This window comes from Pseudomonas sp. FP198 (assembly GCF_030687895.1).
Lineage (GTDB): Bacteria > Pseudomonadota > Gammaproteobacteria > Pseudomonadales > Pseudomonadaceae > Aquipseudomonas.
In genome coordinates this window covers 1,646,446-1,669,872 of the sequence record NZ_CP117452.1, presented here as the reverse complement: position 1 = coordinate 1,669,872, position 23,427 = coordinate 1,646,446, and the positions used below count along the sequence as shown (strand labels likewise).

The window sequence follows — 23,427 nt, the reverse complement described above, 5'->3', positions numbered from 1 at the left end:
GGCCAAGCGTTGTTTTGCTTGCGAGCGCCGGGATTACACCTGCGATGCCGATCCGGGCGCTGCGACGGGGCCGCGAGCGCTCGTTTTATGGCGATATGAGGGGGACTTGCAGGAAACGCGCCAGCAAACGGCGAAGTCCATCGCTCTTTGCGAGAGTTACCTGCTACTCCCTTCGGCCGTAAAAGAACTAGCCTTCCCTGAATGCCCGCTGGGCATGATCTCCAATAGGCTTGAGTAAATAAGACAACACCGTTCTGTCGCCCGTTTTTATGAGCGACTCGACCGGCATGCCCGGCACCAGCGTAAGGCCGGATATCCGCTCGACTTGTTCTTTGGGAATACGAATGCCTGCCCGATAAAACCCTACTCCGGTACGCTCGTCCTGAATCAGATCCGCCGACAGCCGCACCACGGTGCCGGTCAGTTCGGGGGTGGTGCTGCGGTTGAACGCGCTCAAGCGCAAGGTCGCGGATTGCCCGACAGTTAATTGATCAATGTCCTGCGCACTGATCTTCGCCTCCACCAACAATTCATCGTTTGCCGGCACGATCTGCATGAGCCCTTCGGCCGGTGAGATGACGCCGCCGATGGTATGTACCGCCAATTGCTGCACGCGCCCGGCGATAGGCGCGGTGATGTCGATGCGTTTGAGCTGGTCGCTGGCAGTGATTTCCCGCTCGATCAGTTCGCCCTGGCGGGCCAGCAGGTCGCGCAGTTCCTGGGACACCTCACTGCGGAAGGTCTGGTCGACCTGGAGCCGTTGCAACTCGGTTTCGGCGATCTTGCCCCGTGCCTCGGCGATGGAGGCCATCAATTGACCGCGTTCGCCGCGCAGCCGGGCAATCCCCCGGGCCAGGGCATTGACCCGGTCGAGGGTCATCATGCCTTTGTCGAACAGCGTCTTGACCGCCTGATATTCCGAGTCGATAAGCTCGATTTCTTCCAGCTTGGTTTTCTGCTGGATGTCATGGCCGGCAATGGTTTCGTTGAGTTGCTGAACGCGCTCGCGAAGCTGTTTTTTCTGGCCTTCGCGGGATGCTCGACGGTCGAAGAACAATTGCTGCTCGATAGCCATGACCGACTTGGCCTCTTCCAGGCTCATGCGAGTCATCAACTCTTTGGGTATTGCGACTTCGCCGGCATTGTCGCGCTCGGCCTCCAGGCGAGCCAGCCGAGCCCAGGCCTGGTTCAATGATTTACTGACAATGGCCTGGCTGGCGGCGGGCAGAGTGGCATCGAGGCGCAACAGTACGTCCCCGGCGGCAACGGCCTGTCCTTCCTTGACCAGCAATTCGGCGACGATGCCACCGGTAGGATGCTGGACGGTCTTGACGCTGCCCTCCACCGCGACCACACCGGTGGCGATGACGGCGCCGGACAGATTGGTGAATACCGCCCAGGTCAGCCCTCCGCCGAGCAGCACCAGCAACGAGATAGCGCCCCAACGCAGATGACGGGACAAGGAAGCGGTCAGAGTGACTTCTTGATCGGTATGCATCAGTTCGACGCTCCCAGTTCCACAACATTGCTGGAGGGCCGGGGAGGCGCTGCGGGAGAGCGTTTAAGGACGACATCCCTCGGACCGTAAGCGGTCTGTACGCCCTGTTCGAGGATCAGCACCTGATCGATCACCGACAGGATATTGGTGCGGTGGGCAATCACTATCACGATTGCACCACGGGCCTTGAGCGCCAGGATGGCCTTGGCCAGCGCCTGCTCGCCTTCGGCATCGAGGTTTGAATTCGGCTCGTCCAACACCACCAGGAACGGATCACCAAACAGCGCCCTGGCCAGCGCCACCCGTTGCCGTTGGCCGGCCGAGAGGTTGACCCCGCCCTCGCCCACCTGGGTTTCATAGCCTTGGGGCAATTGCAGGATCAGCTCATGCACGCCGGCCAATTGCGCAGCGCTGACAATTGCGCTGTCCTGTGCAGCAGGGTCCAGCCGGGCGATGTTCTGGGCGACGGTTCCAGTGAACAGACCGACGCTTTGAGGCAGGTAGCCGATCAACTTGCCTCGCGCCTGTTCGGTCAGCAGATCGAGCGGCGCACCATCGAGCCGCACATGCCCGCGGGCCGGCGTCCAGGCGTTGACCAGCACGCGCGCCAGTGATGACTTGCCCGATGCACTCGGTCCTACCACGCCTACGGCAGTACCCGCGGCGACCATGAAGTTGATATTTTGCAAGGTCAGGTGCTGTGCGCCGGGCGGCGCCGCAAAAACGTTTTCGACCTGCAAACTGCGATGAGCAGCGGGTAGCTCGGTCTTGCTCTGGGCATCAGGGAACAGGGCGAACACTTCCACCAGCTTCTTCCAGGCTATCTGGGCACCCAGCAGACTTCGCCACGTGGCAATCACCTGCTCAGCCGGTGCCAGGGTTCGCGCCACGATGATCGACGCCGCGATCATCGTGCCACCGCTCAAGTCACCTTTGATCACCAGCCAAGCCCCAAGGGCCAGGGCGGCCGACTGCACGACCTGGCGCAAGGTCTTGGAGATGCCACCGTAAAAACCGCCGATGTCGATCAAGCGTCGCTGCAGGGTGATGAAGGTACTGTGGCTCTTCTGCCAGATATTCGACGTATTGGCCAACATGCCCATGGCCATCAGCGCTTCGGCGTTCTGGTGAGCTTGCTGACCGAGGTGGTTGCGCTTGTTCAACGCATCGGCCGAAGTCTGCATCAGCTTGCGGGTCTGGCGGTCGGTGATCAGGGTCAGGCCGATAAGGATGGCCATCAGGCCGACGGTCAAAAGGCCAAACAGCGGATGGATATAAAAGCAGATGGCGAGGTAGACCGGCGTCCAGGGCAAATCGAAAAAAGCCACCAGGCCCGGTCCGCCAATAAAACCGCGAATCTGGTCCAGCTCCTGGGCCGGTTTCAAGGCGTCGCCGGTAATGGGTGTCTTCAGTGACGCACCGGCGATGACGTTGAAGACCTTGGATGACAGCGCCAGGTCCAGCGAGGAGGCAATTCGCACCATGACCCGTGAACGAATGATATCCAGCAGCCCCGAAAGCGCATAGACCCCTAGCGCCAGGAGCCCCAGGGCGACCAGAGTCGGAACACTCTGGCTGGGAATGACGCGGTCGTAGACCTCCAGCATGAACACCGGGCCGATCAGCGCCAGGATATTGATCACCCCGGAAAACAGCGCGGCGCCTATCAGCCCCCGGCGCAGTGCCGACTTCAATGGAGGCGCGACAACAGGCGCACTGGCAGCGTTAGGGGTTTTCAACTGTTATCCATCCCTTGGTTTTTCATGACATCCATGTCACCAGTCAATACTGACTCGATGACAGAGGTCGTAAGGAAACTTGACGCTCTTCGAGCGCCTTGCGCTGGACTGCAAGTTCCGCACCAGACAGTCCGCCTACGGCAGGACTCGCCTGCGTAAGATTGCGCCCATCCTGTGGATAAATAAAAGCCTCTGGTTCAATAAGACACAGAGGCGTTCCTGTAGCCTGCTTTTGATCGAACTCCCCGGACAAGGGGGCGCTGTTATGCGGGGATCGTAAAGACATCTCCATTGGACGTATGGAACTGTTCGATGGTGTTGAAGCCCGCGTACCAATCCTGCAGCTTCACGCCCATGTCCGAAAGAGGCTGGCCAGAATGGTAGCTGGAGGTATTGAAGATATAGGCATCATTGCCACTTCGCACGGTCGTTATCGTGTCCATCGACGCCATGCCGTTCAGCATCACCCGGTCAAATCCTCCTGTGCCGTCATCCTTGATCGTGACCTGGCCGTAAGTATCAATGACGTAAGTATCGTCATCCTGGCCGCCATTGACGAACCCCTGACCACCTTCGGCGACAGTCAAAGTGTCATCGCCTGCTCCGCCCAACAAACGGAAACCATCCCCTCTGCCCAACAGAATGTCGTTGCCGGCCCCACCATCAGCAGTTCCGCTGTATACCGCAATACCGTCGTTGCCTGCCTCGCCATAAGCCATCGTTCCGGTATCCAGCGTGGCCGTTGTGATCGCATCATCGCCGAGGCCACCATAAAGCTGATCGGCCTGAGCAACGTTAGTAGCGCCACCAGGAAGCATCGGGCCTGTAGCCGTGTACAAACCACCATAAATGTAATCGGCACCATCGCCACCATAAATGGTGTCACTGCCCAACCCACCCTCCATCCAGTTAGCCAGGCTGTCTCCTGTCATCGAGTCATTAAACTGGCTGCCCATGATCCGTTCAATGTTAGTCAGCACATCGCCTTGGGCGTCGCCTCCTTGGTGAATACCCGTCTGGAGATTGATCTCCACAGCAGCAGCACTGTTGATATACCAAGCCTGGTCCACTCCCCCTCGTCCATCAATGACATCGGCGCCCGCACCGCCGATAAAAATGTCGGCTTTAGCAGAACCCAACAGCGTGTCATTGAAGCTAGAGCCCTGATATATCTCGATCGCGGTAAACGTATCACCCGCAGCATCACCTGCGTTCACATTCGTTGTCAGGTCGATGGTCACCGCGCTCGTGGATTGTTCATAGCTGGCCAAGTCTGTACCCAGCGCTCCATCGAGTCCCATCGCTTGTGACCCGCCGATGAAGGTGTCGGCAGCACCTGTGCCACGAATAACTTCAATGTCGGTGAAAGTATCGCCTGCTGCGATACCAGAATGGACACCAGTCTTGAGATTGATGTTCACGGCCACTTTACTGTCGATATAACCGACCACATCAAGCCCCGCACCGCCAAAGAACTGATCAGCGCCGTCACCACCAAACAAAACGTCGTTGCCTGCACCGCCAATAATGATGTTGTCACCGGCGTTGCCGTAACCGGTAAAAGAGCCCGTGCCCGTGTACACCATTTTTTCGACGAACACGTCCATGGTGGTCGTTGCGGCGCTGGTGCGCAGTTCGTCGAAACCGCCGTTGTCCTGTTCGATGATCTTCACACCGGTTGTAGCCACGTTGTAGATATCGTTACCGGAGCCGCCTTCAAAGGTCACGTTACCAATCGCGCTGGTGAAAGTGTCATCGAAAGCCGTCCCGATGACCTTTTCCACCGCCGATAACGTGTCGCCTTCTGCGTCGCCACCGATGCCAGCCCTACCCACACCGTTGCGGATGTCTATGTCAATGGCGGCAGAAGAAGCAGAATAATCCATGGTGTCGACACCTGCCCCACCATCAAAACCGATGGCCCGGTCATCAGCCACCACGGTATCAGCAGCGCCTGTGCCACGAATGACTTCAATGTCGGTGAAAGTATCGCCTGCTGCGATACCAGAATGGACACCAGTCTTGAGATTGATGTTCACGGCCACTTTACTGTCGATATAACCGACCACATCAAGCCCCGCACCGCCGAAGAACTGATCAGCGCCGTCACCACCAAACAAAACGTCGTTGCCTGCACCGCCAATAATGATGTTGTCACCGGTGTTGCCGTAACCGGTAAAAGAGCCCGTGCCCGTGTACACCATTTTTTCGACGAACACGTCCATGGTGGTCGTTGCGGCGCTGGTGCGCAGTTCGTCGAAACCGCCGTTGTCCTGTTCGATGATCTTCACACCGGTTGTAGCCACGTTGTAGATATCGTTACCGGAGCCGCCTTCAAAGGTCACGTTACCAATCGCGCTGGTGAAAGTGTCATCGAAAGCCGTCCCGATGACCTTTTCCACCGCCGATAACGTGTCGCCTTCTGCGTCGCCACCGATGCCAGCCCTACCCACACCGTTGCGGATGTCTATGTCAATGGCGGCAGAAGAAGCAGAATAATCCATGGTGTCGACACCTGCCCCACCATCAAAACCGATGGCCCGGTCATCAGCCACCACGGTATCAGCAGCGCCTGTGCCACGAATGACTTCAATGTCGGTGAAAGTATCGCCTGCTGCGATACCAGAATGGACACCAGTCTTGAGATTGATGTTCACGGCCACTTTACTGTCGATATAACCGACCACATCAAGCCCCGCACCGCCGAAGAACTGATCAGCGCCGTCACCACCAAACAAAACGTCGTTGCCTGCACCGCCAATAATGATGTTGTCACCGGTGTTGCCGTAACCGGTAAAAGAGCCCGTGCCCGTGTACACCATTTTTTCGACGAACACGTCCATGGTGGTCGTTGCGGCGCTGGTGCGCAGTTCGTCGAAACCGCCGTTGTCCTGTTCGATGATCTTCACACCGGTTGTAGCCACGTTGTAGATATCGTTACCGGAGCCGCCTTCAAAGGTCACGTTACCAATCGCGCTGGTGAAAGTGTCATCGAAAGCCGTCCCGATGACCTTTTCCACCGCCGATAACGTGTCGCCTTCTGCGTCGCCACCGATGCCAGCCCTACCCACACCGTTGCGAATATCGATGTTAATAGCAGCCGTCGACGCTGAATAATCCGCCGTATCGACTCCTGTCCCCCCATCCAGTTTGTCCGCCCCAGCACTGCTCAAGAGAACATCATTCGAACCTAAACCATAAATTTCATCATCGCCGCTGGTTCCGGCCAGCGTATCTACGCTGCTTGTTCCATTAATCACTGTCATTTGCCTCTTCCTTGCTCCGTTTAGAAAGCGGGTGCCGTCCAAGCGACAGTTCAGCGCCACTTGTGATCAAAAAAAGCGTTTACCAGCCTATAAGTTTGGCAATTCAGGTAAGAACACAAAGGCTACTGAAGTCGCCTTTTGCCCGAGTCAATCCGGCAACCACCCCCACAACCAATGCTGCAGGTTTTTGCCGCTGAGCATGTAGTCGCGCAATACCGCTTCGCGCAGTTCGTCACCCATGCGGTAACTGGCTTCCGGGTCGGCCAGATGCATGCGGATTGCCGCGATCCATTCCTCGGTGCTGTTGCTGCGCACTTTGGTGCAAGGCAGAAAACCGTCGTAGGCCTTGGTGTCGGTGCAGATGACCGGATAGCCACACGCTCCGTATTCCAGCAAGCGCAGATTGCTCTTGCAGTCGTTGAAGATATGGAACTCCAGCGGGGCCAGGGCCAGGTCGAGGTTCAAGCTGGCCAGCTTGAATGGATAGGTACTCAGGGCGACCGAGCCGTGGAACTCATGGATGTATGGCCGCAGCACATCCGGGCACATGCCGAAGAATACCCACTCCACTTCATTTGCCAGCTCGCGAACCACGTCTGCAATGATTTCCAGGTCGCCACTATGGCTGGTCCCTCCCCCCCAGCCCACCCGAGGCTTGGAGGAGGCGCCACGCCGGCTGGTCAGCTTCGCCCACGGCTCGGGCGGCAGCATATTGGGTACGATGCGGATTTCATTGTGCATACTGGACAAGGCATCCGCGAGCGAAGGTGTCGTCACCACCACGCGATCACACAATCCTATTCCTTCGCGCAGCATCTGTTCGATATTGGCCGGCTTGTTGCGCGCATGCGTGTTTTTCTTGGGCGCCTGGACGACATAATCGTCGAGTTCGAAAATCCGCAACGCACCGGAATATTTCTTCATTCTGAGAATATCGCCGGCGGCCCCTTCGCTGTAGCGCCCCTGCAATACGATCGTGTCCGGCGACAGACGCTCGATATCAACGGTGGAAGGCGACTCGTAGGCGACCCGGGCGATTACCCGCCCCGCGGCCTCCAATTCGGCCAACGGGGCCGTAACACGATAATGACCGACTGCGGTGGCGTTGACCGGCAAGCCAAGTATCAATGGCAGGGCGCGGGTGCAGAACGGGTTCCAATTGTTGCGCAACGAAGGTTCCAGGCTGAAGCTGGACGCCCCGAGGCTCATCGCAGGGTTGTAGCCCGGATCCCGGGCGATCTGCGGCAGCCATTTGCGAAAGAAGACTTCGCGCTCGCGTTCTACCAACGTGTTTTCTTCTGGCTGGGCTGCGGTCGATTGCGGGTCATTTTTCATGACCGTGGCGTAAGGCGTCCAGACCACCAGATAGCCGTTTTTGCCTGCGCGCAGGCACAGGTCGACATCGCTGAGGCCGAAGGTGAAAGACGCATCGTCCAGGCAGCCAAGTTCATCGAAAACCTGCTTGCGCACCATCAGACAGTCACTGCTGACTGAGCTCCAGTTCTGGGTCGTATGCAAACGTTGCATGTAGCCGCGCGAAGCCGCTGGCTCCCCGTAGAACGGCGTGCCCACAGGCCCAGCCAACCCGAGAATCTGCCCCCCGGCAACAATCGTGCCTTGAGGACTGAGAATCCTCGCACCGACCACCGCCACCTCAGGACGCTGGGCATGATTGACCATCTCGTCCAGCCAGTCATTTTCGTAAACAACCAGGTGCGGACTCAGCAATAGCAGGTACTCGCCCCGGGCCTGAGTAGCGGCGAAATTACGCACCGCTGCATCATTTCCCTCACCGACATGACGCAGCACCCGCAACATGCTTGCGCCCAGCTGCGACATGTTCTCGAGCCAATCAAGCATGGCCGGGTCCCGGACGCCGCTGTCCACGATCAGGATTTCATAATGGGTGTAGGCCGTGCGTTCGATCAGGCTCTCGGCGCAACGCTGCAACGCTGCAAGCGAGTCACCGGTACGCAGGATGATCGAAACCAGTGGCCGTCCACCGTGTCGATAGTTGATGCGATTGAGCAACGGCAACGTATCCGGCGAGATCTCATGATCGATGCCGATACGGTCCAGGTGCGCGCCCACCAATCGGGCATTGCCCTCGATGACCTCGGGCAGCGATAACCATTGGGCGAAGCTCAGGACCGACTCGACCTGGATTTCCGCGATGTGTTCTATGGTCTGAGGGCCAGCCTCTTCCACCAGGCGCCAGAGCAGATCATGGGGCGCCAGTTCACCGTGATCCGGTTCAAAACCACCAAGGGCCATGAATCGTTCACGCTCGAAAGCCAGGGTCCGACCCACATAGGGATAGGCGCGCATCAGGTCCAGGTTGAAATCCGGCTTGAACACCGGTTCGAAGGACTCGCCGTCCACCAACGCGCCTTCATCACTGTAGACGCAAAGGATGCCCTGTTTCCCGGCGACGCGCTCGGCCAGGATCAGCAACGCCGACTCGCGCAGCACGTCGCCCGCTCGCAGCACGTAGAACCAGTGCGCACCTTCCAGCTGTGGAACGATGGCATTGAACTGGCTCGGCCAATCGGCCTGATAAGGCAGTTGCAGCACTCGCCCGTCCACTTCGCAATGGGCATCGGAAAGCACCACCACGGCCTGTGCTGGATATAACTGGTCCTTGATGCTACGTAACGTCGCCGCAAGTGACGGCGCATCGCCGAGAGCGTCGATGATCAAAGGCACGATATTCGGCCGAAACGGCCAACTGTCCACCCGCGCGGGCATGACGCGTCGCTCCACCTCACTGAACCGACGCACGGCCAGCCATTCGCGATAGAAGTCCGCATAACTCTCACTTTGCGCGCCCACTCGACCATTGACGACGGTATTGCGGTTGCCCAATACGCGGGTTACGCAGAGCTCCTGCCACGCATGAGGCTGGTCAGTGATCTTATTCAAATCGATGCAGCGCACCCAACCCGAGGCCGGAGCCGCTTCACCACTGCGCGCAACCAGCATCTGCGCCAGCCATTCCCACTCTGTTTTTGCGGCCTTGAGCATCTCCGGGGTCTTGCTCAAACGCTCCGGGTAGAGGCGTTCGACACTCAACACGGTGTTCAAGGCAATCAGATTGCCGCGACGCATCAGGCAGACAAACAAGGCAAAATCGAGCACCGCGACAAAACCGGCACCGTCCTGGATCAACGCAGGCAACAATTCCAGCACATCGGCGCGACGCATCAGGGCCGAACTGAAATTGCCAATGAAATTGGTTGGCGTGCTCTCGAAAATCGCCAGCATGTCGTCGCCCTTGAGCAAAGCGTCATTTGGCGAGAAACGGCAATTGTCCACGCGGGGTGGCAGGATGAAGTTACCTGCGTCACACAACAATCGAAGCGCGAACACAACGCTCACGTCAGCATGGTCCAACAACGCCTGGGCCTGCATCGCAATGCTCGGCGCGAACAGACGGTCGTCATCGCACAACACCTTGATGAACTCGCCCTGCGCCTCTTCGACACAGCGCAACAGGTTGCCCTGAAGCCCCAGCCGTTGTGGGTTTTTCAGATAACGGATCGGATGGGCCGGTTCTGTGAAGGATGTGACGATATGGCGGATTTCATCGCCAGGCGAATCGTCGCAAACGATGATCTCAATATTTTCGTAAGTCTGCGCCAGGGCGCTGAGCAGTGCCTGGTCGAAGAACCGAGGGTTGTACGCGGGGATGACGATGCTTACGAGTGGGAGTGAATTCACGGTTAAAACTCTCGAGCGGCGGGCCCCGACCTTTTCAGGCCGGAGCCCCGAAACCGCTTAAAAAAAGACGGTTGGCGGCTCGGTCGATCCCGGCTCAGATCTTGTTGAACAGGCCCAGCTGGGCGATTTTGCTGAAGGCCAGTTGCGAGGCTTGCAGCATGGTGCTTTGCATCGTCAGGCGGATCAATACTTCGGCTGAGTCGGAATCACGAATCGACGATTGGGTCTGGCTGGTTGGCCAGGACCAGACTCTGGTTGGTGCCGCTTTGGGTATCCAGCGACTGACCCCGACCGCCGACCGAACTCCGGGCACTGGAGAGTTGATCGGTGCCGCTCGCCAGGTTACCGATACCGGAAGCCAACGAAGCCTGAAGTTTTCTGTACCTTGAGAGGGTCACCATTGGTAGGGGTGTTCAACACCTTCTTCAACTGGCTCACGGTGTCCAGGATATTCTGGGTTTCGTGGGTGTTGATTGCGACGCTGAACTGATCGTCCGCGGCGGGCGCGCCGTTCAGGGTGAAGCTGACGCCCGAAGCTGTTGCCACGTTACCGGCGAGGGTGCCGCTGGAAACCGGCCGGCTGTCAGCGGTCAGCGGCGCGGCATAAAGTTCGAAATCGGTAGCGCTGGTGAACTTCAGCACTGCCGAACCGGTAGGGAAACTGGCGTGGTACGCCACCGGGTCGGTGATCTCACTGCCGGTGATCTGTACCGCTGTCGGGTTGCCGGGGCTGCGTGTCGGAACAAAGGTGTCCGGCTTGGCAGCCAGCGTGAAGGTGCGCCCTGGCAACACCGTGGCGGGGTCGTCACCCGTTTGCAGATTGATGTTCAGGGTCAGCTCCACGCCACGGAACTGGACTGCCTGACCACTCTTGCTGGCAGGGTCGAAACTGCCGCCCTGGCTGGCTTCCGCCGTCACGTCATTACCGAGCGAGTCGGTGATTTTCAGCTGCGTGCCGCTGACGAATTCCACGGTGTACGGCTCGCCGCTGCGAAACTTGCTGTTGTAGCTGACACTGGACGACACCTGGCCGTCGGACAGCACGACACGACCGTCGTTGACTGCCGGCGCGGTCATGGTGACCTGGCTGCGGCTGGTATTGACGGCTTGCTGGAACACTTCCCAGCCGGTGCTGTTGGTGGCCATGGACATGGTATCGCCGATCGGCAGGTCGAGGGTGACCTGATCACCGTTATAGCTGTAGGTGCCATCGTCGTTGCGGGTGAACGGGATGGTGTCGCCCTTGGACCCGGCGAAGATGTACTTGCCGTTTTCGTCCTTGGAGTTCATCAGGCTCAGCAACTGCTCTTCGATCTGTCCCAGCTCCGAGGCAGTGGCTTGACGGTCAGCATCGGTGTAGCCGGCGTTACCGGCACTCACGGATAGTTCCCTGGCGCGCTGCAGCACGTTCTCAATGCTCTCCATGACCGCTTCAGTAGTGCCCAGGGTCGCCCTGATGGTCTTAGTGTTGGTTTCGTACTGGTCGAGCAACGCCGCCTGGGTACCCAACTGCAGCAGACGCGAAGCGCCCACCGGATCATCGGCTGCGGTGTTCACGCGAACCTGGCTTGAGCTCTCTTCCATGGTCTTGAGGACTTTTGCGAAGTTCTTCTGATAGTTCGCAGCCGAGGTGTCATAAAACTGATTGGTGGAAATTCGCATGGGCTACGACTCCTTAAAGACTGTTGATCAAAGTGCTGAATATTTCCTGCGCCGCCTTGATGATCTGCGAGGACGCGGTGTAGTACTGCTGGAACTTCACCAGGTTCCCGGTCTCTTCGTCCAGGTCGACGCCGGACAGCGAGTCGCGGGCGTCCGAGGCATTTTTCAGGATCGCGCCAGTGGCGGCGCTGTCGAGCTTGCCCTGGGCGGCCTTGGCACCGACGCCTTCGACCAATTTGCCGTAGGCATCGCTCAGGGAAATACCTTTGCTGTTGCTGTTGGTGTCGACAGTCTTGCCTGTCTGCAGGTCGGCCAGGGCGGTGCCGTTACGGTTGTCCAGGCTGCCGGGTTGGGTAAGCGTGACGTTGATGGCGGCACCTTTGGTCGGTGCGCCGGCGATGCTCATTTCAAAAGCGACCGTGCGTTGTACCGGCGGGGTCGCGCCATCCGTGATCGGGTTGCCATTGGCATCCTTGAGCGGAATGGTCAGGTTCAGGGTGTTGCTTTCTCCGGGCTTGATCGAACCGGTACTGATCTCGTTGCCCTGGGCATCGAGCAACTGATACGGCTGGCTGGTGCCGTCGGCGGACGGATCACCGAACACCACCTTGACCGGCGTGGACGTCTTGATGCCATTCTGGATGATGGTGGTGGTGGCGGAATCGTAGATGTCCAGCTTGGTCGTCAGGGTCGGCTGGCCGCTGGCCGGAATGCTCAGCGTGCCGCTGCCGCCGGATGCGATGGCGGCGCCCAGCGGCGCGGCGATCGCCAGCCGCTTGGAGTCGGTCATCTCGGTCTTGATGCTGGCCGCCGCGTTGCGGGTCGGGGTCAGCTTGAACGAGTCGCCGGTTGCCGCCGTGCCGTTGACGAATTTCATCGAGAAACCGTCGATTTCCGGCGGTGGATTGGTCGTGGTGCTGAAGCTGCCCATCGACGTGCCGTCGGGCAGGCGCTGCACGGTGTAGTCGGTGCCGCTGGTGAAGGTGACCTTGTAGTCATTGGTGCTCAGCTTGCCGGTGTCCTTGATGGCCACTTCGAAGTTGCCGGACCCGGTGCTGTTGTTCAGCGACGCTACGCTGCGCTGGCTTACCTGCGCGGCGCTGTTGATATTGGAGAACAGGTTGGAGCCAAAATCACCGTTGCGGTCGATGCCCGAGGCCTGGATGGCGTTCATCTGGTCGGCAACGACCAGGGCCACGCGCCCCAGCTCGTTCATGGCCGGGTCGAGCACGGTGCTGCGGTAGCGCATCAGGCCGCCGATTTCGCCGCCGGTGAGCACCGAAGTCAGGTCCATGACGCTGGAACCGCTGTTGAGCTGAATGCCCAGGCGTCCCGGATCGTTCTTGTCCGGCGAGGTTTCCAGTTTGTTGACCGTGGTGCCCAGCACCAGAGGCTGGCCGGAGCCCAGGTAGATGTCCAGGCTGCTGCCGTTTTCCACGACCTGGGTGCCGGTCAGGCTGGACATCTGCCGAATGACTTCGCCGCGAGCATCGAGCAGGTCGTTGGGTGCGCCACCGCTGTTGGAAACCTCGGCGATTTTCTTGTTCAACTGAGCCACGGTGTTAGCCAGGCTGTTGACCTGCTCGACCATGGTCTTGAGGTTGCCGTTGATGGTCTCGCTCTGTTTGTTCAGCTCGCTGGCGACGGAATTGAACCGGGCGCTCATGGCCTGGGCATCGCTGAGCAGCAGCTGGCGGGACGCATCGTCGCCCGGCTTGGCGTTGACGTTCTGCACCGAGGCGAAGAACTTGGTCAGGGCACCATTAAGACCGGTGCCGGTGTCCGACAACAGCGCATCGAGCGGGGAAATCTGCGACTGGTAGGCCGCCGCGTCGCTGTTGAGCGAGGTGGTGGTCTTCAACTGCGCTTCGAGATAGGCGTTGTATACCCGCCGCACGTCGGCCAGGGTGGTGCCGGAACCGATGAACACGTTGCCGTATTGATTGGAAGCCTTGGTGCCCTGCACGGTCTGCTGGCGCGAATACCCATCGGTATCGACGTTGGCAATGTTGTTACCCGTGGTTAACAGGGCGAACTGGCTGGCCGACAGGCCCGACATCCCTATGTTGAGCAGACTCATGGTTCAATCCTTATAAAATCGTGGTAGCGCTTGCCGAAGCGAAGTTTTGTGGACTCGTCATCTGCCGAGCTATCTGCGAAATCTTGCTGGCGTAGTTCGGGTCGGTGGCGTAACCGGCCTTCTGCAACTCGCGTACAAACTGTTCCGGGTTATCGGCCGACTTCAGCACAGCTTGATAGCGACTGTTGCTTTGCAGCAGATTGACCAGGTCATGGAAGCTGTCGCGGTACGACGCGTAGGAACGGAACTCGGCGGTTTCCTTGACCATCTCACCGTTGCGGAATTCGCTGGTGATTGCCCGCGCCGAATCGCCCGTCCAGTTCTTGCTGGCCTTGATGCCGAACAGGTTGTGACTGCTGCTGCCATCAGGCTGACGCATGACCGATTTACCCCAACCGGTTTCCAGGGCGGCCTGGGCCACCAGGTAACGCGGATCGACACCGATGCGCTCGGCGGCCTCCTTGGCCATCGGCAACATCGCATTGACGAATTCATCGGCATCGCGGAACGCTTTGCGGGCCGGCGCCAGTGGCGGTTGTGCCACGGCGCGCCCATAAACCTGTACCTGCCCTTTGGCCTCGGAATCCTTGAGCGCGGCCAGCCAGTCACCATTGGCCAATTCGCCGGTGGCCGGCTTGACGGCGGCAACGGCGCGGTCAGGCAGGATGTTCTGTGCGGGCGCCTCGGTCGAGGCCGCAGCCGCGGGCACCAGCCCGGCGAGCAGGCGGTCGGCCAGTTTCGGCGGCAGCGCCAGGCGACGCTGGTTGAGCAATTCCATATCGTTGCGGTGCACGCCCTCGCCTGCACCTTGCGGCGCGTTCACGGCCCGCGAAGCCCACAGCGGGCGCTGGCCATTGGTGCGCGACAAAGGCCCGTCGGTGGGCAGCGTTCCGGCGGCCACCGGCGTTGCAACCGGCTTGGTCACCTTGTCCAGCGCCTCTTGCTGCTTGGCGGCGGACAACGTAGCCGCCTCACCTGGCGCCGTCGGTTTGTTCTTCGACATCTGGCGCAGCAACACGTCGGCCAGGCCGATACCGCCGCCCTCGCGAGACATCGAAACGGCCAGCTGCTGGTCGTACATTTCCTGATACTGCTTGGCTTCGGCAGTATTCATCGGATTGTCCTTGCCCATCGCTTCGGTGGCCGAACGCATGGACTTGAGCATCTCGCCAAGGAACAGCGACTCGAACTCCTGCGCCACCTTGCGCAGGTTACCGTCGCTGTTCTTGTCGCCGACCTTGAGCTGGTTCAGGCGGTTGAGGTCCGAGTAGGACCCCGAATCGCCGCTGATCAAAGCGCCCTTGCGCATATCCATGGCTCGTTCCTTAAATCACGATCAGGTCGGCTTGCAACGCGCCGGCCTGCTTCAAGGCTTCGAGAATCGCCATCAGGTCGCCCGGTGCCGCGCCGACCTGGTTCACCGCCCGGACGATCTCATCCAGGGTGGTGCCCGGGCCGAACTTGAACATCGGCTTGGCTTCCTGCTCGGCATTGACCCGCGAGCGCGGAACCACGGCGGTCTGGCCGTTGGACAATGGCCCCGGCTGGCTGACGATCGGGTCTTCGGTGATAGTCACGGTCAGGCTGCCGTGGGTCACGGCGGCCGGCGAAACCTTGACGTTCTGACCGATCACGATGGTGCCGGTACGCGAGTTGATGATGACCTTCGCCACCGCCTGGCCCGGATCGACCTCGAGGTTTTCGAGGATCGACAGGTAGTCGACGCGCTGGCTCGGATCCAGTGGCGCGGTGACGCGAATCGAGCCACCGTCGATGGCCTGGGCCACGCCTGGGCCGAGCATGTCGTTGATCTTGTCGACGATGCGCTTGGCCGTGGTGAAGTCGGAACGGTTGAGGTTCAAGGTCAGGCTGTTGCCCTGGTTGAAGCCGCTCGGCACGGCACGTTCAACCGACGCACCACCGGGAATACGGCCGGCCGACGGAACGTTGACGGTGATCTTCGAACCATCACGACCCTCGGCATCGAACCCGCCCACCACCAGGTTGCCCTGGGCGATGGCGTAGACGTTGCCGTCGATACCCTTGAGCGGGGTCAGCAGCAAGGTGCCGCCACGCAGGCTCTTCGAGTTACCGATGGACGAGACAGTGATATCCACTTGCTGGCCGGGCTTGGCGAACGGCGGCAGGTCGGCACTGATCGACACCGCCGCGACGTTCTTCAACTGCACGTTGCCGGAGCCGGCCGGCACCTTGATGCCGAACTGCGACAGCATGTTGTTGAAAGTCTGCAGGGTGAATGGAGTCTGGGTGGTCTGGTCACCGGTACCGTTCAGGCCCACGACCAGGCCGTAACCGATCAACTGGTTGGAACGCACGCCGGAAATGCTGGCGATGTCCTTCAGGCGCTCGGCTTGAGCGCTGAAGGCTGCCGACATCACCAGGGCACCGATCAACAGCTGTTTAAGATTCAACTTGATCACCTAGAAAGGGAACTTCGGGCTGAGGAAGAAACGGTCGAACCAACCTGGCTGGCTCGCATCGGCAAAGGCACCAGTGCCCGAATAGGTGATGCGCGCATCGGCCACGCGGGTCGACGGAACAGTGTTGTCGGTGGAAATGTCATCGGCGCGGACCATGCCAGCGATGCGCACCAGTTCGTCACCGGTATTGAGCGTCAACCACTTCTCGCCGCGTACGGCGATGATGCCGTTGGGCAGTACATCGGCGACGGTCACGGTGATCGAACCGGTCAGGCTGTTGCTCTGGCCGGACTGGCTGTCGCCTTGGGTCGACCGGTCGGAGCCGTAGCCGGCGTTGAGGCTCAGGTCGCCGCCACCGATCGGGTTGTTGGTGGTCAGGCTGGAGCCGAACAGCGACGTCAGGCCGACGCTGGTCTGGCTGGTCTTGTCGATTTGCGAGTTGGCGTTCTTGCTGGCCTGGGTCCGCTCGTTCAAGGTGATGGTGATGATGTCACCGACCCGGAAAGCCTTGCGGTCGCTGTACAGGTTCTGTTCGAAGCCAGCCTGGTAGATCGAGCCGTTATTGGCGGCAGCCGGCAACGGCGTGCGTGGCAACACCGGAGCGTAATACGGGTCATTGGGCTTGGGCGTTGGCGCGACACAGCCCGCCAGCGCGGTAATCCCACTCAATGCCAGAACAGATACAAAGCGATTCATGACCCTACCTCTTGGTGTTGCAGGCGACCCTGGGGCCGCCCTATCTACGTAATGACGGATTTAGCGACGTATTACAGGTTCTGCGTGACGAACGAGAGCATCTGGTCGGCGGTGGAGATCACCTTGGAGTTCATCTCGTAGGCGCGCTGGGTGGTGATCATGTTGACCATCTCCTCGACGGTGCTCACGTTGGAGGTTTCCAGGGTGTTCTGCAGCGTGGTGCCGAAACCGTTCAGGCCCGGGGTGCCGACTTGCGGCGCGCCGCTGGCAGCGGTTTCCAGGAACAGGTTGTTACCCACCGCCTGCAGGCCGGCCGGGTTGATGAAGTCAGCGGTCTGCAGGTTACCGATCACCTGCGCGGCCGGGTTGCCCGCCACGGTGATGGACACGGTGCCGTCACGGCCCACGGTGAATGTCTGCGCATCGTTCGGGATGACGATGGCCGGCTCCAGGGCGAAACCGCTGGCGTTGACGATCTGGCCGTTGGAGTCGAGGTGGAAGGTACCGTCACGGGTGTAGGACGTGGTGCCGTCCGGCTGCAGGATCTGGAAGAAACCGCGACCGTCGATGGCCATGTCCAGCGGCTGCTCGGTGGTTTGCAGGCTACCAGCGTTGAAGTTTTTCTGGGTGCCGACAATACGCACACCGGTACCCACTTGCAGGCCCGACGGCAATTCGCTGTCCTGGGTCGACTGGGCGCCTGGCTGGCGTTTTACCTGGTAGAGCAGGTCCTGGAACTCGGCGCGATCACGTTTGAAACCCGTGGTCGAGACGTTCGCCAGGTTGTTGGAAATAGTGGAAAGGTTGGTGTCCTGGGCGGACAGACCTGTTTTGGCAACCCAAAGAGCCGGAAGCATTCGATTCTCCTCATACGCCTGTTTTTCGGCGCAGCGCTGTAATTAATGATTAGATCTGCAAGACCCGAGCCATGGCCTCATCGCCTTCTTTGGCGGTGGTCATCATCTTGACGTGAAGCTCGAACTGCTTGGCCAGGGCCAGCACCGAAGTCATCTCATCCACGGCATTGACGTTGCTCGCTTCCTGGAACCCCGATACCAACTGCACGTTGCCATCGATGGGCGCCGGCTGGCCGTCCTTGGAACGGATCGAGCCGTCCAGGCCTTTGGTCATGGTCTTGAGGTCCGGGTTGACCAGCTTGATGCGGTCCACTTCAGCCATCACCCGTGGGCCTTCGCCCATGGCGCGGATACTGATGGTGCCGTCCTGGCCGATTTCGATTTTCTGCTCTGGCGGCACGGCGATCGGACCGCCGTTGCCCATCACCGGCATGCCGTTGCCGGCGCGCAGCACGCCAAGGGCGTCGACGTTGAGGCTGCCGGTGCGCACGTAGCTTTCGCCACCGTCGGGGTTCTGCACGGCCATCCAGCCCGGCCCGCTGACCGCCACGTCCAGTTCACGGCCGGTTTCAATCAGCGCACCCGGGGTGAAATCGGTAGCAGGCCGTTCAGACATGGCAAACGCCCGCGCCGGAAAGCTGTCGCCGAACACCGGCATCGAACGTGCCTGCTCCAGGTCTTTCTGAAAACCGTTGGTGGAGATGTTCGCCAGGTTGTTGGCATGGGCCCGCTGCGCCAGTGCGTTCTGGCTGGCGCCGGTCATTGCCACATAAAGGTACTTGTCCACTGTCGTTCCTCTGCATGCCGGACGTTTGCCGCCCACTGCTGTGTTGCAGAGCCTTAAGCAATTAGCAGACCAACTTTTTTCTGGCGCTGATGAGCACGGTAAACAAAGGACTTGGAGGAACAGGAAGGGATTATGGGAGTGTATCGAAGACGAAAAACCGGCGGTGTCATGCCGGTGGGTGGCAATGCTTGTCCCCGGGTGATGGCCACTGCCGCCATCGCGAGCAAGCTCGCTCCCACATTGGATCTTCAGCGCTCTGCGGGTTGGGGTGCATTTGGAAAACCCTGTGGGAGCGAGCTTGCTCGCGATGGCCGGCACAAACACAATAGATAAATAGCTATGACTCGGTTTTACCGACTTCATACTCACGCAACTTGTTGGCAATAGTCGTATGGGAAACCCCTAGCCGCTTGCCCAGTTGCCGGCTGCTGGGATGTTCGGAATACAAGCGCTCCAGCACCGCTTTCTCGAAACGCCCGACGATCTCGTCCAGCCCACCCTCCAGGGAAAAATCGCCAAGGGGTTGGCGCACGCCATAGTCCGGCAGGCGGATGTGCTCGGCCTTGACCTTCCCGCCGTCGCACAGGGAAACGGCCTGGAACAGCACGTTTTCCAACTGCCGGACGTTGCCCGGCCAATGGTAGTGGCTGAGACGTTCCATCGCCGCCGGGGCAAGCCTTGGCAGCGGACAGCCGATCTGGCGGCTGGCCTGGTCGAGAAAATGTTCCACCAATGGCTCCAGCCCATCGAGGCATTCACGCAGCGGGGGGATGTGCAACGAAAGCACGTTCAAGCGGTGGTACAGATCCTGACGGAATTCCCCTCGGGCGCAGAGTTCGGACAAGTCGACCTGGGTCGCGCAGATCACCCTGACATCCAGGTAGACCTCTTCGTCACTGCCGACGCGACGAAAGCATCCGTCCTGCAAAAAGCGCAGCAGCTTCACTTGCAGGCGCGGGCTCATTTCCCCAACGCCGTCGAGGAACAGCGTGCCTCCCGCAGTCAGCTCCAACAGGCCGAGCTTGCCTTCGGCCCGGGCGCCTTCAAAGGCACCGGGGCCGTAGCCGAACAACTCGGTCTCGGCCATGGACTCCGGCAGCCCGGCGCAGTTGAGCGCCATCAGCGGCGACTGCCCGCGCGGACTGGCCAGGTGACAGGCGCGGGCCAGCAGTTCCTTGCCGGTGCCGGTTTCGCCTTCTATCAACAGCGGCGCGTCCAGCGGGGCCATGCGCCGCGCCTCGCGAACCACTGCCGCCATCACTTTCGAACTCTGGAAAATGCTGTCGAAGCCGCGCAGCTCCTGCTTGCGCACATTGTAGATACGCTCGCCGACCCGGTCGGCGCGGTGCAGGGTCAGCACCGCGCCGGCCATGGCTTCGCTGTCGTCGTGTTCCGATTGCAGCGGGGCGATGTCGGCCAGGAACACATCGCCCTTGACCTTGACCCGCAGCCCGTTGATACGCGACTGGTTGGCGCGCACCAGCTCCGGCAAGTCGAAATCCTCGGCGTAGCGGGACAGCGGGATGCCCGGCACTTCGTCGACCCGCACTCCGAGCAACTGCGCCGCCGCCCGGTTGGCCGCGACAATAGAGCCGCCCATGTCGATGGACAGCACCGGAAACTCGAGGGCGCCGAGCAAGGCGTTGAGCTCCATGTGCCGACGTTCGCTGGGCATCAGCCCTACCCGTTTGACGCCGAATACCCCGGCGATCCCTTCGAACTTCGGACGCAACGCCTGGAACTGGATATTGATCAGGTTCGGACAATGCAGGTAGATCGCATTGCCGTGCTCGCCCCCCACTTCGCCACGAGCGACGTTGATGCCGTATTCCACCAGCAGGTTGAGGATGTCCCGCAGGATGCCGATGCGATTCTGGCAATGGACTTTGATGCGCATAAGAGGCCCGATGTGTGTAGGCAAGCGTTTGGGATAGAGGACTGCGGCGCAGCCCGGCGGGAGCAAGCTCCCTCGCCACGAGGTTTTTGCCTGGCAGCGCAAATAGTCGTCAAGATTATGTGACAGTTGTAGGAGGTTTTACAGCCTGACATCCCTTCAAAGCGGCTATACCCGCAAATCCGTAACGAAAAGTTTACGAATCCACCACTGAAAAGCCTTTCAGTCCTGAGTCGGCTTGCTGCACGCGCCCCTGCTTCGAGTTATCTCTAACGCATCGCTGGACATAACAAAAAACAAGTCTTCCCTTGAGGGATATCAGCAGGAGAGCAGCATGAAGCAGACGCAATACGTGGCCCGCGAGCCCGATGCGCAAGGTTTTATCGACTACCCCGCCGAAGAACACGCGGTGTGGAATACGCTGATCACCCGCCAGCTGAAGGTCATTGAAGGCCGTGCGTGCCAGGAATACCTGGACGGCATCGACAAGCTTGGCCTGCCCCACGACCGCATCCCGCAACTGGGGGAAATCAACAAGGTGCTCGGCGCGACCACGGGCTGGCAAGTCGCCCGGGTACCGGCGCTGATTCCGTTCCAGACGTTCTTCGAACTGCTCGCCAGCAAACAGTTTCCGGTCGCGACGTTTATTCGTACCCGTGAAGAACTCGATTACCTGCAAGAGCCGGATATTTTCCACGAGATCTTCGGCCACTGTCCGCTGCTGACCAACCCATGGTTCGCTGAATTTACCCACACCTACGGCAAACTTGGCCTACAGGCTTCCAAGGAAGAACGCGTTTACCTGGCGCGCCTCTACTGGATGACCATCGAGTTCGGCCTGGTGGACACCCCGCACGGTCGGCGCATCTACGGCGGCGGCATCCTGTCTTCCCCCAAGGAAACCGTTTATTGCCTGTCGGACGAGCCGGAGCATCAGGCCTTCGACCCGCTGGAGGCCATGCGCACGCCGTATCGCATCGACATCCTGCAGCCGGTGTATTTCGTCCTGCCCGAGCTCAAGCGCCTGTTCGACCTGGCCCACGAGGACATCATGGGCATGGTCAGGCGCGGCCGGGAACTGGGCCTGCACGCGCCGAAATTTCCACCGAAAGCGGCGTGAACCGCTACTTTTGCTTTTAATTGAGTCTGTTGCGCCATGCGGCTTTGCTTTAGCGTGGACGCATCGACGTTTTTCAAATATTCGATCCGGGAACACACCATGAACACTTTGAACCAAGCCCATTGCGAAGCCTGCCGCGCCGATGCCCCGCAAGTCAGCGACGAAGAACTGCCGATCCTGATCAAGCAGATCCCCGACTGGAACATCGAAGTGCGCGACGGCGTGATGCAGCTGGAAAAGGTTTTCCTGTTCAAGAACTTCAAGCACGCCCTGGCGTTCACCAACGCGGTCGGTGAAATCTCCGAGGCCGAAGGGCATCACCCGGGCCTGCTCACCGAGTGGGGCAAAGTCACCGTGGCCTGGTGGAGCCACTCCATCAAGGGCCTGCACCGCAACGACTTCATCATGGCCGCCCGTACCGACGACGTCGCCAAGACCGCCGAGGGCCGCAAGTAATGCATTTCGATGCCATCGGCCGCGTGCCCGGCGACCCGATCCTCGGCCTGATGGAGGCCTACGGGGCGGACAGCAATCCTGGCAAGTTCGACCTGGGCGTGGGCGTCTACAAGGATGCCCAGGGCCTGACGCCGATTCTCCAGTCAGTGAAACAGGCCGAGCAGCAACTGGTGGACCGCCAGTTCACCAAGACCTACATCGGTGGCCATGGTGACGCCGCGTTCGGCCGGTTGATCAATGAACTGGTGCTCGGCGCCGACTCGCCATTGCTTGCTGCCAAACGCGCCGGCGCCACCCAGACGCCGGGCGGTACCGGCGCCCTGCGCTTGAGCGCCGACTTCATCGCCCAGTGCCTGCCGGGCCGCGGCGTCTGGTTGAGCAACCCGACCTGGCCGATCCACGAAACCATCTTCGCCGCCGCCGGCGTCAAGGCCAGCCACTACCCCTACGTCGGTGCCGACAACCGCCTGGATTTCGAGGCAATGCTGGCAACCCTGAGCCAGGTGCCAAAGGGTGACGTGGTGCTGCTGCACGCCTGCTGCCACAACCCCACCGGTTTCGACCTGACCCATGAGCAATGGCGCCAGGTGCTCGACGTAATGCGCAGCCGCAGCCTGCTGCCGCTGATCGACTTCGCCTACCAGGGCTTTGGCGACGGGCTGGAGCAGGACGCCTGGGCTGTGCGGTTGTTCGCCGAAGCGCTGCCCGAAGTGCTGGTCACCAGTTCATGCTCGAAGAACTTCGGTCTTTATCGCGACCGCACCGGTGCGCTGATCGTATGTGCGCGCGATGGGGAGAAACTGATCGACATCCGCAGCCAACTGGCGAACATCGCGCGCAACCTGTGGTCGACGCCACCGGACCATGGTGCGGCGGTGGTTGCGACGATCCTTGGCGATCCGCAGTTGAAAGGCTTGTGGGCCGACGAAGTGGAAGCCATGCGCCTGCGCATCGCGCAGTTGCGCAGCGGCCTGCTGGAAGCGCTCGAACCCCACGGTCTGCGCGAACGCTTCGCCCATATGGGGGTGCAACGCGGTATGTTTTCCTACACCGGCCTCTTGCCGGAACAGGTCAGGCAACTGCGCGAGCGCCATAGCGTCTACATGGTCGGCACCGGCCGGGCCAACGTCGCCGGCATCGACGCGACGCGCCTGGATGCGCTGGCGCTGGCGATTGCGGATGTTTGCAAGTAAGTAACGTCTGTGGCTAGA

The 23,427-nt window shown here is 60.2% G+C and carries 14 protein-coding genes and 1 pseudogene; 3 read left to right on the top strand and 12 right to left on the bottom strand.

The genetic code is table 11. The features are described from left to right. Positions 1–187 precede the first annotated feature (187 nt). The 12 genes and pseudogenes from PSH78_RS07805 to PSH78_RS07750 all read right to left on the bottom strand — a co-directional run bounded on the left by PSH78_RS07805 (position 188) and on the right by PSH78_RS07750 (position 20,643). Positions 188–1,498 (bottom strand): HlyD family type I secretion periplasmic adaptor subunit, encoded by a 1,311-nt coding sequence (locus tag PSH78_RS07805; RefSeq protein ID WP_305499569.1) that lies wholly within the window; start codon positions 1,496–1,498, stop codon positions 188–190. Further along, positions 1,498–3,237, bottom strand: coding sequence for a type I secretion system permease/ATPase (locus PSH78_RS07800; protein ID WP_305499568.1), 1,740 nt, complete (start codon positions 3,235–3,237; stop codon positions 1,498–1,500). Before PSH78_RS07800 ends, PSH78_RS07805 begins: the two co-directional genes overlap by 1 nt. 263 nt (positions 3,238–3,500) lie before the next feature. Next, on the bottom strand, positions 3,501–6,503 hold the full coding sequence (locus tag PSH78_RS07795) for a calcium-binding protein (RefSeq protein ID WP_305499567.1): 3,003 nt from the start codon (positions 6,501–6,503) through the stop codon (positions 3,501–3,503). 147 nt (positions 6,504–6,650) lie between these two features. Then, positions 6,651–10,223, bottom strand: coding sequence for a glycosyltransferase (locus PSH78_RS07790; protein ID WP_305499565.1), 3,573 nt, complete (start codon positions 10,221–10,223; stop codon positions 6,651–6,653). 94 nt (positions 10,224–10,317) lie between these two features. Further along, positions 10,318–11,885, bottom strand: a pseudogene (locus PSH78_RS07785) (flagellar hook-associated protein 3). Positions 11,886–11,898: 13 nt separating this feature from the next. Beyond that, positions 11,899–13,965: a flagellar hook-associated protein FlgK gene (gene flgK, locus PSH78_RS07780; RefSeq protein WP_305499564.1), complete on the bottom strand. Its 2,067-nt coding sequence runs from the start codon at positions 13,963–13,965 to the stop codon at positions 11,899–11,901. Between the two features lie 10 nt (positions 13,966–13,975). After that, positions 13,976–15,280 (bottom strand): flagellar assembly peptidoglycan hydrolase FlgJ, encoded by a 1,305-nt coding sequence (gene flgJ, locus PSH78_RS07775; RefSeq protein ID WP_305499562.1) that lies wholly within the window; start codon positions 15,278–15,280, stop codon positions 13,976–13,978. A gap of 10 nt (positions 15,281–15,290) precedes the next feature. Continuing rightward, complete coding sequence (locus PSH78_RS07770) at positions 15,291–16,361, bottom strand: flagellar basal body P-ring protein FlgI (RefSeq protein WP_305501205.1); 1,071 nt, start codon at positions 16,359–16,361, stop codon at positions 15,291–15,293. 45 nt (positions 16,362–16,406) lie between these two features. Continuing rightward, positions 16,407–17,102: a flagellar basal body L-ring protein FlgH gene (gene flgH / locus PSH78_RS07765; RefSeq protein ID WP_305499561.1), complete on the bottom strand. Its 696-nt coding sequence runs from the start codon at positions 17,100–17,102 to the stop codon at positions 16,407–16,409. Positions 17,103–17,173: 71 nt separating this feature from the next. After that, on the bottom strand, positions 17,174–17,959 hold the full coding sequence (gene flgG, locus PSH78_RS07760) for a flagellar basal-body rod protein FlgG (protein ID WP_053120245.1): 786 nt from the start codon (positions 17,957–17,959) through the stop codon (positions 17,174–17,176). Positions 17,960–18,008: 49 nt separating this feature from the next. Further along, positions 18,009–18,746, bottom strand: coding sequence for a flagellar basal body rod protein FlgF (locus PSH78_RS07755; RefSeq protein WP_305499560.1), 738 nt, complete (start codon positions 18,744–18,746; stop codon positions 18,009–18,011). Positions 18,747–19,083: 337 nt separating this feature from the next. Continuing rightward, entirely contained in the window at positions 19,084–20,643 is a 1,560-nt protein-coding gene (locus PSH78_RS07750; protein WP_305499559.1) for a sigma-54-dependent transcriptional regulator, read from the bottom strand. 331 nt (positions 20,644–20,974) lie between these two features. On the opposite strand from PSH78_RS07750, the gene phhA reads away from it, so the two are divergent. From phhA to PSH78_RS07735, 3 genes are all read left to right on the top strand, one after another. Beyond that, the gene (phhA, locus tag PSH78_RS07745; protein WP_305499558.1) at positions 20,975–21,760 is read left to right on the top strand and encodes a phenylalanine 4-monooxygenase; all 786 of its coding nucleotides are present in this window, start codon (positions 20,975–20,977) and stop codon (positions 21,758–21,760) included. 99 nt (positions 21,761–21,859) lie between these two features. After that, positions 21,860–22,216 (top strand): 4a-hydroxytetrahydrobiopterin dehydratase, encoded by a 357-nt coding sequence (locus PSH78_RS07740; protein ID WP_305499557.1) that lies wholly within the window; start codon positions 21,860–21,862, stop codon positions 22,214–22,216. Beyond that, positions 22,216–23,409: an amino acid aminotransferase gene (locus PSH78_RS07735; protein ID WP_305499555.1), complete on the top strand. Its 1,194-nt coding sequence runs from the start codon at positions 22,216–22,218 to the stop codon at positions 23,407–23,409. The genes PSH78_RS07740 and PSH78_RS07735 overlap by 1 nt, the downstream gene beginning before the upstream one ends. Positions 23,410–23,427: the final 18 nt, after the last annotated feature.